At 69.6% G+C, this 10900-nt stretch carries 17 protein-coding genes; 4 read left to right on the top strand and 13 right to left on the bottom strand.

Annotation, left to right across the window (positions count from 1 at the left end; translation table 11 throughout):
• Positions 1–12: 12 nt before the first annotated feature.
• Complete coding sequence (locus tag CP976_RS07050; protein WP_150479549.1) at positions 13–216, top strand: hypothetical protein; 204 nt, start codon at positions 13–15, stop codon at positions 214–216.
• A gap of 277 nt (positions 217–493) precedes the next feature.
• On the opposite strand, the gene CP976_RS07055 is transcribed toward CP976_RS07050, so the two are convergent.
• Positions 494–688, bottom strand: coding sequence for a hypothetical protein (locus CP976_RS07055; RefSeq protein WP_150479550.1), 195 nt, complete (start codon positions 686–688; stop codon positions 494–496).
• Between the two features lie 64 nt (positions 689–752).
• Between CP976_RS07055 and CP976_RS07060 the strand changes: the two genes are divergently transcribed.
• Entirely contained in the window at positions 753–1082 is a 330-nt protein-coding gene (locus tag CP976_RS07060; RefSeq protein WP_229876097.1) for a DUF6233 domain-containing protein, read from the top strand.
• A 61-nt stretch (positions 1083–1143) separates the two neighbouring features.
• Here CP976_RS07060 and CP976_RS07065 read toward each other — a convergent pair whose 3' ends face one another.
• Both CP976_RS07065 and CP976_RS07070 read right to left on the bottom strand, forming a co-directional pair.
• Positions 1144–1371: a hypothetical protein gene (locus CP976_RS07065; protein WP_150479552.1), complete on the bottom strand. Its 228-nt coding sequence runs from the start codon at positions 1369–1371 to the stop codon at positions 1144–1146.
• A 55-nt stretch (positions 1372–1426) separates the two neighbouring features.
• Entirely contained in the window at positions 1427–2443 is a 1017-nt protein-coding gene (locus CP976_RS07070) for a tyrosine-type recombinase/integrase (protein ID WP_150479553.1), read from the bottom strand.
• Between the two features lie 718 nt (positions 2444–3161).
• On the opposite strand from CP976_RS07070, the gene CP976_RS07075 reads away from it, so the two are divergent.
• Positions 3162–3386, top strand: a complete 225-nt coding sequence (locus CP976_RS07075) for a hypothetical protein (protein ID WP_150479554.1) — start codon at positions 3162–3164, stop codon at positions 3384–3386.
• Positions 3387–3473: 87 nt separating this feature from the next.
• Complete coding sequence (locus CP976_RS07080; RefSeq protein WP_150479555.1) at positions 3474–3752, top strand: hypothetical protein; 279 nt, start codon at positions 3474–3476, stop codon at positions 3750–3752.
• Between the two features lie 219 nt (positions 3753–3971).
• On the opposite strand, the gene CP976_RS07085 is transcribed toward CP976_RS07080, so the two are convergent.
• From CP976_RS07085 to CP976_RS07130, 10 genes are read right to left on the bottom strand one after another with little or no spacing between them, the layout of a single operon-like run.
• The gene (locus CP976_RS07085; RefSeq protein ID WP_425282101.1) at positions 3972–4289 is read right to left on the bottom strand and encodes a putative phage holin; all 318 of its coding nucleotides are present in this window, start codon (positions 4287–4289) and stop codon (positions 3972–3974) included.
• 8 nt (positions 4290–4297) lie between these two features.
• Positions 4298–4507: a DUF7620 family protein gene (locus CP976_RS07090; RefSeq protein WP_150479557.1), complete on the bottom strand. Its 210-nt coding sequence runs from the start codon at positions 4505–4507 to the stop codon at positions 4298–4300.
• The gene (locus CP976_RS07095; protein WP_150479558.1) at positions 4470–4790 is read right to left on the bottom strand and encodes a hypothetical protein; all 321 of its coding nucleotides are present in this window, start codon (positions 4788–4790) and stop codon (positions 4470–4472) included. Before CP976_RS07095 ends, CP976_RS07090 begins: the two co-directional genes overlap by 38 nt.
• A 33-nt stretch (positions 4791–4823) precedes the next feature.
• Entirely contained in the window at positions 4824–5177 is a 354-nt protein-coding gene (locus CP976_RS07100; RefSeq protein WP_150479559.1) for a hypothetical protein, read from the bottom strand.
• Positions 5174–5362, bottom strand: a complete 189-nt coding sequence (locus tag CP976_RS07105; protein WP_150479560.1) for a hypothetical protein — start codon at positions 5360–5362, stop codon at positions 5174–5176. The genes CP976_RS07100 and CP976_RS07105 overlap by 4 nt, the downstream gene beginning before the upstream one ends.
• The gene (locus tag CP976_RS07110; protein ID WP_150479561.1) at positions 5359–6297 is read right to left on the bottom strand and encodes an N-acetylmuramoyl-L-alanine amidase; all 939 of its coding nucleotides are present in this window, start codon (positions 6295–6297) and stop codon (positions 5359–5361) included. Before CP976_RS07110 ends, CP976_RS07105 begins: the two co-directional genes overlap by 4 nt.
• Before the next feature lie 47 nt (positions 6298–6344).
• On the bottom strand, positions 6345–6956 hold the full coding sequence (locus CP976_RS07115; protein WP_150479562.1) for a hypothetical protein: 612 nt from the start codon (positions 6954–6956) through the stop codon (positions 6345–6347).
• Positions 6957–6965: 9 nt separating this feature from the next.
• Positions 6966–7568: a hypothetical protein gene (locus tag CP976_RS07120; RefSeq protein WP_150479563.1), complete on the bottom strand. Its 603-nt coding sequence runs from the start codon at positions 7566–7568 to the stop codon at positions 6966–6968.
• Positions 7565–8656 carry a DUF5047 domain-containing protein gene (locus CP976_RS07125; protein ID WP_150479564.1) on the bottom strand — a complete coding sequence of 364 codons (1092 nt, stop codon included), beginning with the start codon at positions 8654–8656 and terminating at the stop codon, positions 7565–7567. The genes CP976_RS07120 and CP976_RS07125 overlap by 4 nt, the downstream gene beginning before the upstream one ends.
• Positions 8657–8659: 3 nt before the next feature.
• On the bottom strand, positions 8660–10891 hold the full coding sequence (locus CP976_RS07130) for a hypothetical protein (protein ID WP_150479565.1): 2232 nt from the start codon (positions 10889–10891) through the stop codon (positions 8660–8662).
• Between the last annotated feature and the right edge of the window lie 9 nt (positions 10892–10900).

The following is a 10900-nucleotide window of genomic DNA, read 5'->3' on the forward strand; positions in this document are numbered from 1 at the left end:
TAAGATCCGCTCGTGAGCGACATCGAGTTCCCCGACGACCTGATAGCCCTGGAGCGCGCCGCCTGGGAGGAGCTCCAGGCCGGGCGGCTCACCGTGGCGACCGCCGTCGCTGTGCAGGACGCCATCACCGCGCACGCCGAGGCGGCCGGGATGGACCGGTACACGGTGGAGATGGCGCTCAAGCGGGCCGTGCGGCACACGCCGGCCGAAAGCTGACAGCAGCGCACCCCGTCCGGGGTTCCACGCTCGAACGGGGTGCAGCAAACCCGACTTGGCTTGTATCGGATGATGCGACCAGCCTAGCGACCGCCACTGACAACGCTGAGGCGTCGCGTCGACAGTACGTAGACCCCCGGAGGCACCTGGGCGGGTGTGCGCTCGGCAGGCAGCAGCTCGGGCGGAAGTTCGTTGCGGTGGCGGCGCATGATCTGCCGCAGCGCACGGTCACGGCACGGGAACGGGCGGACGCTCATGCGGCCAGCCTGCCAGACGATCACCCATCCTCCGACCAGGCCGTCAACACGCTGCCGGTCTCCTCGTCGACGAGGGTGATGCGGGCGCCGGGCCTGCCCCAGTCGCCGACCCAGTCCCGGAACCGGTCGCGGGCCACGGCCTCGGTCCCCCACCATCCCTGCATCATCGGGCGGCCGGCGGTGGTGAGGGTGAGGTGGTAGCGCTCCGGGTTCACGACTGTTCCTGCCCCCTGCGTTGCGGTTGCTGATCCTGATCATAGAATCGAACGCGTGAACGATATGCCGCCTGAAGAACGTCTGGCCAAGGTGCGCGCCCTGGAGGAGTGGCTGGACTGGCAGCTGAACGCCACCCGGGCTAAGCGTCGCACCCTAGAGGCGCAGGTGGAGCGGGAGCGGAAGGCTGCCCAGCGGGCGTGGCAAGAACAGCGGTGGAAGCTGGAGCCGGCCAGGAATCGCAGGACGGTGCTGCATCGGGGCGGGTGCGGCATCTGGAAGGGCGAGACAGGGTTCGTGACCCGCGAGGAGGCCCTGCTGGCGCTGGAGGACGACAGCCTCACGGTGGAGATGTGCTCGGTGTGCAACCCGGAGTCGGGCCTGCGGGAGACGTGAAAGCGCCCGCCTCGACGGGGGATGCGAGGCGGGCGCTGCGGCCAGTGTGGCACGGACGGACTCAGGCGAGCTGGTCGCCAGCGTAAGAGCCCGTCCGGATGTACTGCTGGAAGAGTTGGGCGATACGGAGAGCGTCTTCGCCCATTGTCAGGGGCTGGCGCTGATACAGATCATCCTTGTCGGTCGCGGTGAGGCCGACGAAGTGCCCGTACATGGTGGCGGCAGCGGTCGCCGCGGCGGCACGGATCTGCTGGTCGGCGGTCATCTCGTTCGGCTCGTCGTTGAGCAAGGCGGCCTTCCTCTCATCGGAACCTGGGCGGGCGGTCAGTGTTCCACGGTGATGGTCACAGCCCGATATCTTCGCTGGCGGCGTCGGTCCACTTGTCGGCTTCGCGGATGTAGCCCCAGAAGGCGGGGCTGTTCTCTGCGTGCCCGGACTGTTCGCGGATTTTCTCCTCGCGCTTCCCGGCCCGGCGGCTGGTGGTGATGAACCCGGCCCGCATGGAGTGGCCGGTGAGGCGGACGGTGAGCCCGGCGCGTTCGGCGTTGCGGGCGATGATCTCGCGGACGGCTTCGGGTGAGAGGGCGCGGTCGCCGAGCCGGCCGTGGACGGTGATGGGTAGGAAGGCGGGGCCGGTGGTGATGCCTGCGGCGGCGCGCCAGGTGAGCCAGGCGCGGACGGGGCAGGTGTCGGGGTTCTTGCCGTAGCTGACGACGACGTCGCGGGGCGGTCGGCCTTTGACGGCGGGAACGTGGACTTCGAGTCCTTGGCTGACGTAGACGATCGCCTCGGCGCGGAGGGCGGCGACTTCAGCGGAGCGTCCGGCGATGGCGAAGGCGGCGAGCCAGAGGGCGCGGTCGCGGAGTCCGGTGAGTCCGTCGGCGACGGCGGCGTTCATCTGCCGGAGCTGTTCGGGGGTGACGGCGGCGGCCTTGCCCCTGCCGCGCGCCTGCCGTTCGGGGTCGTTCTTCAGCGGCTTGAGCGCTTGCCGTGCAGCGACGGTGGCGGCCTTGGGCACCTCGATGCCGTGTTCGTTCCGCGCGGTGACGGTGACGCCGGTGATCCTGCGGTCGATGCTGTTGGGTGCGGCGAGTTTGATGGTGTCGAGCCAGACGACGAACCCGACGAGCGTGCCCTTGGTGACGTTGGTCGAGGCGATGCGGTGCCCGGTGCGCTCCCCCAGCCAGTCGTGGAACTCCTCCCACAGTGCCCAGTCGTTGGCGTAGCTGCGCTTCGTGCTGTGGGGGCGGATGGCGTCGAGGTGCTTCTCGGCGGCTTCTTCCATGGCGTGCAGGACGGCGAGCGTCGCAGCGTAGGCGGCAGGGGTCGCGTCCGGCTGGAGCGGGGCGAGGTCGGTCACTTGCGTCCCTTCAGTCGGTAGGCGACCTCTTGGTGTAGGGCCTCAGCGGCTATCTGCCATGCCTCGCGCGGCGTCCGGGCGAAGCCGTAAACGAGGTATTCGCTGTCGGCGGGGTGGACGAACCACCCTTCGTCGAACGGGGGCTCGTGGCCGAGGCCAACGTGGACGCCGACCCAACCGCGCATCGGCTGAATGGGGACGATGCAGGCGTGGGGGAACGTGAAGTATCCGCCCGCGAGGGCCACTTCTCCAGGCAGGGTGGATGCTGTGACCGTCCAGCAAAGGTCGTGCCAGCTGGTTGGCTCCAGCACTGGCGCATGACCCCAGACCTCACACTTTCGCCCCTCGACCGTGAGGCGATGGACCGGATGGCGGCCCCCGGGCGTGGGGGCGCCTATCGGGTCACGGGAGGAGGGGACCCTCATCGCACGCACCACCAGGTGTACCGAGGCTCACCGGGGGTCCGTTCGTTCAGCAGGTCAACGGCGGCCTCTGCGGTCTTGAACTCCGTGTGGGTTCCGTGCCACCGGCCGGTCCTGATGTTGAAGACCTCGAAGGTCCCCTGAATGTTCATGCTGTTGATCGGCCTCTTGTGAGTCGCAGTCATTTCGCCCTCCCTGACCACTGCTACATATGCCCTCTAGCTTGGCCTAGCGACTTGGCATTGTCAAGCCGTTGGGCCTAGAGACTTGGCCAAGTCGATGACATGATGCCGGGTATGGATACCGCGAAACTCGAACTCGCTGCCCAGCGCTACAGGGAGGCCGAGGCGGCACTTGATGCAGCCCGGGCGGATCTCCGCGCTGAAGCTGTTGCCGCCATGCGCCAGGATCCCAAGCGCGGCGATCAGGCCGAAGTCGCCCGCATCACCGGATGGACGCGCGAGCAGATCCGGTTGCTCATGAAAGCGGCGGAGCGAGAGTCGGACAATCCGACCAAATGATGCCCGCGATATGGCATGTTATCGAGAGCCGGGTAGGGCAACCCTGCCCGCCGACCGGCGACTTGACGGCGCCGCTACCTTCGGATCATGACCACGTACAAGGGCGATGCCACCCTCCTCGTCGAGGACGGCCGCAAGTTCGACGCTGAAGCAGACCTCACAAAGGACTCGTCCGGGAGCTGGCGCGGCACCCTCACATTCCGCGACACGACACTGTTCCGAGCCCTGCTGAACATCAGCGACGGCCACCTCCTCATCGGCGGGAAGACGGGGGAGTTCATCCGGCCGGACACCTCCGACTGGACCGCCAACCCCGCCGGCCCGCGAGTTATGCGCATCCTGGGCAGCGGCGAGGCTCCGTTCTGACACGACGAAGCGCCCCCACTCCCCCGCCGTAGCGGGAGGGTGGGGGCGTCTGTCACGCGGGCTCATCGTCGACTGGCGGCCAGTCGGGTTCGAGGAACGGGTTCGTGGCCGGCGCGGGCACGGGCGGCGGTTCCTCCCGGCCGAGGCGGACCAGTGAGCCCACATCGGCGGCAGTGTCGTCGCGGCGCGGCCGGAGAGGAATCGGATCAGGCATCGGCCTCACACTCCAGTTCGGTTGCGGCTCTCCCGCTGGGCTTGCAGCAGGATGCGGATGCGCTGCGCGATGAGCGCGCTGATCGCCAGAGCCAGCGCGGTGCGCACGCCGCGCATGACGACGGCGAAACAGCCGTCCGGCCACAGGGTGACGAGGACGGTGTACAGGAACAGCAGCCCGATCGCGGCCGGCAGACCCATCAGATTGCGGCCGGTCCCGGACCGCCACCACGTCGTCTTCACGTGGTAGATGACGACGAATGCGGCGCAGACCAGCGTGGCCAGCGCCGACGCGATCATGTTGACCCACATGTCGACGCCCATCTCTCTCACTACGGTGCTCCTCTGAACGCGGCCTCGATCCGCTCACGGAAGTGGTTCTCCTCGCGGGCGCGGCGGAGCTTGGCGGCGACGGCTACGACGGTGGGCCGGCGGGCCTCGGCTGCCTCGCGTGCTTCGCGTGTCCGTTCCAGGGCGGCTTCGGAGTCGGTGGGCTGGGTTCGTTCACCGCCGTGTACGAGGCGCCGGATCCATCCGAGCATCGGCTGTCACCTCCTCCTCGTCCGCCTGCCCCGGGCGGGGCAGCGCGGTGAGGATGTGGCCGCCCAACTTTGCGAGCTCCAGGAGCTCTTCGACCTGCTCGTGCTCGACCTTGCGGGCCGACTCCGATTCGAGGAACGCCTGCCGCCAGTTGTCTCTGTCGGCGAGGGCGTCTTCGTGGGTGCGTCTGGGGATGAGGCGGCCGGTCAGGATGAGCAGGACGACGACGACGAGGAGCGTGACGGCTCCGGCGTCGCCCGGGTTGACGCCGAAGACCTCGCTCACTGCGTCCTCCCCTGCGGTAAGTGGTGCACTCGGTCAGACGCGCGGCGGTGTGGCGGGCGCGCTCGGGCTGGCGGGGGCGACCTGGCCGCGGGTAAGGAGTCCGAGCCCGGCGAGGACGATGGCGTTCAGCGCGCCGATCTTCTCCGGCCCGAGCTCCAGCCCGTAGGCGGCGAGGAGCGCGGCGACCGCGGCGACGAGGCCGGTGAACGCGCTGGGCGCGATGGGCCTGGTGACGGCGGCGGTGGCTGCGGCGAACACCGCGCTGATGACGGCGACGATCGCGCCGGCCTGCTCAGCGTCCAGGCCGAACTGGAAGGTGACCAGCAGTGACAGGGCGGCGCTGATCGTGGCGATGACGAGCGCCGGTTCGCGTCCGAAGATTCTCATTTCTCTGCTTCCTGTTCGGCGCGGCTCGCTTTGGCCGCGGAAAGGTGCCCGACGAAGTTGGCGTACAGACTCATGAAGGCCACCCAGAGAACGCTGTTGGGCCACCAGATCAGGGTGGGGATGAGCAGCAGCGCCCACACGGCGGCCATGCAGTAGTGCAGGATCGCGGTGCGGCGGGGACTCATGCCGTGACCTCGAAGCCGTACTTGTCGCCGAGACGCTCCAGCGATACGCGGCCGGGGATGCCGTCGGCATCGGCGCCGCGGTAGCCGAGCTTCTCCTGCCACTTGGCGTATGCGGCGATGGTGGTCGTGCCGAAGTGGCCGTCGCTGTACCGCTTGTTGAGCAGGCCCGCGTCGACGAGGGCGGCCTCGACGGTGCGGACGCCGCTGTAGGTGACGGGCGTGCCGCGCCGGGCCGGGTTGGACTTGGCGGCGGCGACCAGCTTCGACAGGTCGACGACCGGCTTGACCGGCTTCGGTAGCGGCTTCGGCGTGGGCGGCTTCGGGGTGCTGGGGGTCGCGCCGGCGAGCCGGGCGGCGACGCGCTCCAGGATGTCGTCCCAGTCCATCCCGGGCCCGCGCGGGTCGACCTTGCCGGGCTGCCAGTCGAGATGCCGGATCGCCGAGCGGGCCGACCAGTCGTGCTGTCGGCAGATCGCGGTGATGACGCGGACGATCGCCTCGACCTGCTCGGGCGGCCAGGGGTCGCGGCCGTCGCCCATGTTCTCGCACTCGAAGCCGTAGAAGTGCCGATTGCCGTCCGTGGTGGCCTCGTTGTCGGCGGGCGGCTGGCGCTCGGCGATGACCGCGGAGAGGACGTCGGGGTCCCCCAGTCCGGCGTGGTTGGCGCGGCCGTAGCCGACGAGGTGCACCTTGCCGTCCTTGGTGATGACGCCGTGGCACAGCGGGCCGGGCAGCGAGCTGTGCCCCTTGCGGCAGAGCTCGACGGTAGTGGCGGCCCCGCGGGTGACGGTGTGGTGGATCATCACCCCGTTGACCGGGCCCCACGGCCCCTTGCTGTTGCGGTTGTGGACAGTCCAGTTGCCGACCTCCACCACGTAGACGCCCTCGTCGCGCAGGCAGTCCAGGAAGGTGGCGGGAGACATGGGTGTGGCCATGAGGCCTCCAGGCGTGAAAGGCCCCGAGGCCGGGGCGCGGGGCGGGGTTAGAGGCTGACGGTGACGCCGTTGAAGCCGATCCACGGGGGTTTGACGCTGCTGCTGAACCCGAAGACCTCGAGGTAGCCGTCCGTGCGGACGTCGAGCTTGAGGGCGATGCGGTCGCTGCTGACGTCGGAGCAGGGGATGAGGACGGTCCGCAGTGTGGATGGGCGTGCCGCGGACGGCAGGGCGGTGTTGTTGACGACGTAGTTGCTCGGAGGTGACGACGGGTACGACGACCGGCCGAGCGCGCCCCGGAATTGCAGGCTCTCCTCGCCGCTGATGTTGAGGATCCTGTACTGCAGGGTCCCGTTGCTGTTGCCGTTCTGCGTCCAAGGGCTCTCGGGCGTGATCGTCTTCCATGTGGACTGGCCCACGGACACGGCGACCCAGGTGGTGCCGTCGTAGAGGTCGAGCCGGTTGACGTCGTTCAGCCACGTCAGCATGCCCTCGACGGGCGCGGTGAGGGTGGCGCCGCGGGCGGAGGCGGACGCGAAGCGCATGATCGAGCGCGGGGCGATGGCGTTGGCGATGTCCTTGGCGAGCTTGTTCGCGTCGGGGGCGTCGGTGAGGGAGGCGATGTTGATGCCTTGCCCGTAGTCGTCCGGTGTGGGCACGCGCCCCTCCTAGATGGTGTAGCTAAGGCCGTCGAGGGACACCCACGTCGGCAGGTTCGTGGACTGGAAGGTGCGCAGCGCCCCGGCCGCAGTGATTTCCAGGCGGCAGACGGCGGGCATCGCCCCGGCGTCGCGGGCGACCGCCCACGCCACGGCGACGCCGGGGCGGATGGCGGTCGGGATGGTGGCGAGGGTGTCGCCGTCGGCGATGGTTCCGGAGGTGGGTCCGATGCGGCCCCGCATCCAGATGCGGCGGCCTTCCCGCAGGTAGCTGGCGGTGTAGCCGTGGCCGGGGTTGGTGTATCCGGCGGCAAGGGTGAGCGGCGTCCAGTCCGGGTCGACGGTGGTGGTGCGGCCCCAGGCGAGCCAGTTGCCGCTGCTGGACTGGGTGATGACGATGACGTCACCGACGGCCGGTTGGCTGTAGGTCTCCATGCAGCGGATGTCGTCGATGCCGTCGGCGTCGACGGTGCCGTCGCCGTTCTCGGCGGTGACGACGGCGAGCCGCCAGTCGGATCCGCGCACTGAGGGTGCCCGCTCGCCGACTCGCTGCGCCTTGCGGGAGATCGCGGCGCTCAAGTCGCGGTGAACGCTCGGCGCGGGCTTGCTCACGCGTCCTCCTTGGCGCTGATGGTGCTGATGGGGAAGTCGCCGCCTTCGCTGAGGGGCACGGTGAAGGCTGCGGCCTGGTGGAGTTCGCGGCTGGCGTCCTCGTGCATCACCCGCAGCACGTCGCCGGTTTCGAGTGCGGGGTTCGGCAGGGAGCTGATGTCGCCGCCTGCGTTCGGCGCCCGGCTCTTGGCGAGCTCCGCGTTGGCGGCCTGCGCGCAGGCATTGACCGTGGTGTAGGCGCTGGAGGAGATGAACTTCGGGCGCCGGCCGTAAGGCCCGTCCCAGTACGTCGGTGAGGTGGGGTCGTCATCGACGGCCAGGTAGGAGACGGGCGGCACATTCTCCGACGTGTTCTCCCCGCGGGCGAGGACGCCGTTGCTGACGCTGTCCGAGGTCATGGCCCGGTCGCCGGAGATGTAGACGCCGCCCTCGGTCGCCTCGATCGCCCACACCGGCGGCGTGGTGAGCAGGTTCGGGAGGGCGGCGATAACGAACACGCCGTCGGCGTTGGGGTAGACCTCGGCGCCGGCGGCGGCGGCGATCTCCTGCGCGCCCGCCCACGGGTCGGCTTCGACGTCGAAGACTCTGCTGCCGATGGGGGTGTCGGTGACGAGGCTGATGACGTCCGCGGTGGGGATGCTGCGCTGGATGAGCGCGGTGACCGCCCCGACGACGGTGCCGGTCGCCTTGTACGGCTCGGTGAACTTGTCGTCGGCGACGATCACCGACAGGTCCTTGCCCTGCAGCGTCACCGGACCCTCGGAGACGTCACCGTCCACCGAGTCCAGCCTGAACACGCCGAGCGGCACCAGCTCGCTCGTGCCGTCGCCGTAGTCGATGCCGCGGGAGATACGCAGCCGCGCGCCGTAGGTGGCGAGCTGGTCCGCGGGTGTGCGCGGGATCAGCGACGGGTCAGCGACCGTGACGCTGCAGGTGCGGCGGATTGCTTGGGCCCGGTCGACGATGACGCTGCCGCCCGTGTGCTCGAGGTCGACGACTTCACCCGTGGTGAGGAACAGCTGCACCTGCGTCGCCACCCTGTGGGACGCGGCGAGCGTCTTGAGGAATCGGTCCGAGACGGGGTACATCGATCACCCCGTTCTGCGGTTGAGGAACACGTCCTCCCAGGTGGCGAACTCGGTGAGGACGTCCTGCCAGGTGGCAAACTCGGTGAGAATGTCCTGCCAGGTGCGGCCCGCGGCGCCGTTGACGCCGACGGTTGTCGGCATGTCCTGCTCGACGAGCGGCAGCGTCCAGGCCCGCCACTGCTCCTGCGCGAGCGCCCCGACTCGGGACTCCGTGATCTGCGCGACGGACACGTACATGTCGGTCACGCCCATCCCGGGGGCGGCCTGCCAGAGCAAGGTGTTACCCGAGTCGAGCAGCAGGTGCAGGGCTTCGCGTTCCTCGTCTGACCGGGTCCAGATGGCGAGGTTCCCTTCGAGGCCCTGCCGCCGGCCGCTGAGCACCACCTTGTTGCGGCGGCCTCGGACGACGAAGCTCGCCTGCTCGATGGGCCGCTGCCAGTCCGGCGCCCGCTGCACCAGCACCCGCATACTGCGCTGCGGGTTGGCCGGATCCTTCAGCCAGGCCGTGTTCGCGTCGGCCAGCGTGAGCGTGACCGTCTCCGATGCCCTGCTGGATGCGGTTGTGCCGTCTGCGTTGCGGATCGCGGCCAGGTAGTAGACCGGCACACCCAACGGCGCCTCATGGTCCTCCACGACGAGCAGGTCAGAGACGATGGGCTGCATGTCGATCAGGCCGGACGCGCCACGGACGAGAGAGCGAGCCCCGTCCGGTGTGACCCGGTACAGCGACAGGTAGAAGTCGAGCGGCATCTCCCGCAGGGTGAGCGTGATGTAGCCGTCGTCGGAATGCGCCTCGACGGCGGTCTGCGGGAGCACCTCCCACAGCACGACCTGGTCCACGTGGAGCACGCTGGCCGTGGCGGTCGCGGTGACCACCAGCTCGATCGCCGCCTGCGTCGCTCCGGCCGGGGCGACGGCGTCTGATGGCAGCGCGTACCAGGACGAGCCCGGCATCCCCCAGTTGACGCCGGTGCTCGCGCCGAGGTCAGTGTCCGCGGCGTCGTACCAGCGGATCCGCACTCCCACCGTCGACCACGATCCGGCGTCCGGGTGGGCGAGCAGCAGGGCCCGCCAGTTCACGCCCTCCGTCACCGGGAAGCGGGCGGAGCGGACCGTGGAGGCGCTGGCGGTGCTGCTGGTGATGGCCAGCGAGTAGGAGCCTTCGAAGTAGCTGTCGCCCCATGGGCTGGTGCGGGCGAGGGTGGCCACGCCGCTGACCACGGTCCATCCGGCGACGCCCTGCTCGAAGCTCCCGTCCGCATACGGCACGACGGTGCCGGACTGAAGCTCAGGGGCTGCGGTGATGACGATGGTCTCCAGCCGCAGCACCTGTCCCGCTGACGCCCCGTCCAGGCCGGCGGCGAGCGAGCAGGTGGCGGCGTTGGCGGGCGCCTTGTCGGAGACGCGCTGCCGGTACATGCCGGTCGCCGGGGTGGGCGGCCCCAGCGTCGAGCGGGTGGCCTGGATCTGGTTGCCGTTGGAGTCGTAGTAGCGCAGCTCGATCCACGCCGTCGACGCCACGGTCGGCGGCTGCAGGTAGGCGTAGGCCAGGTACTCCTGCCCCGGCGTGACCGTCGGCCGGTCCACCGCCAGAATGCTCGCGTTGCCCGCAGCCACGGCGGTCATCGCGAGCGTCTGCCCGCCGGCGAGGTAGTTGTCGACCGCCCAGCCCATGACCGGTACCTGGCGGCTGATCGACGCGTTGACGACCGGCGCCCAGCCCGTCGCGTCCACCTCGGTGCTCTCCGTGTTGAACGGGAGCAAGTTGCCGATGGTCCGGATGGGTGCCCCGAGGTAGACGTTCTCCCAGAAGTGGGAGACGGACCCCGCAGTTTCCGTCGACGACAGGAGCACCTGCGCGTGCGTCGCCCCGCCCGGAGCCACCCCGGCGACGGACACGCGGTGCCACGCCGAGGAGGACCCCGTCGTCGGCACCGACCAGGTGATCGCGAGCTGGATCCCCCCGAACATCCAGCGGATACCGATGCGCTCCCCCACCACCCCGGCGGTGTCGGCGAACGCGTAGTACGTCGCACCGGAGGTGATCGGGTAGGAGGAGACGGTGCGGGCTTGCATCTCGCCGGCGGCCACCGACCGGACGGAAAGGCAGCCGCCCCCGCCCGTCCGGCCGCCGATCCCCGGGAGAATCGTGCAATTGAGGTGGGACGTCCAGCCCGAGGTGTTCGGGTCGATGGTCTCCGTCGTCGCGCTGAGGAGGTTCCCGGGGATCGGCAAGGGGTCCTC

The organism is Streptomyces coeruleorubidus, from assembly GCF_008705135.1.
Classification (GTDB): domain Bacteria; phylum Actinomycetota; class Actinomycetes; order Streptomycetales; family Streptomycetaceae; genus Streptomyces; species Streptomyces coeruleofuscus.

Excerpts from the sequence above, each read along its gene's own strand:
- CP976_RS07080 (WP_150479555.1), top strand. The coding sequence starts at position 3,474 with ATGACCACGTACAAGGGCGATGCCACCCTCCTCGTCGAGGACGGCCGC.
- CP976_RS07110 (WP_150479561.1), bottom strand. The coding sequence starts at position 6,297 with ATGGCCACACCCATGTCTCCCGCCACCTTCCTGGACTGCCTGCGCGAC.
- CP976_RS07075 (WP_150479554.1), top strand. The coding sequence starts at position 3,162 with ATGGATACCGCGAAACTCGAACTCGCTGCCCAGCGCTACAGGGAGGCC.
- CP976_RS07125 (WP_150479564.1), bottom strand. The coding sequence starts at position 8,656 with ATGTACCCCGTCTCGGACCGATTCCTCAAGACGCTCGCCGCGTCCCAC.
- CP976_RS07085 (WP_425282101.1), bottom strand. The coding sequence starts at position 4,289 with ATGGGCGTCGACATGTGGGTCAACATGATCGCGTCGGCGCTGGCCACG.
- CP976_RS07105 (WP_150479560.1), bottom strand. The coding sequence starts at position 5,362 with ATGAGTCCCCGCCGCACCGCGATCCTGCACTACTGCATGGCCGCCGTG.
- CP976_RS07060 (WP_229876097.1), top strand. The coding sequence starts at position 753 with ATGCCGCCTGAAGAACGTCTGGCCAAGGTGCGCGCCCTGGAGGAGTGG.
- CP976_RS07100 (WP_150479559.1), bottom strand. The coding sequence starts at position 5,177 with ATGAGAATCTTCGGACGCGAACCGGCGCTCGTCATCGCCACGATCAGC.
- CP976_RS07090 (WP_150479557.1), bottom strand. The coding sequence starts at position 4,507 with ATGCTCGGATGGATCCGGCGCCTCGTACACGGCGGTGAACGAACCCAG.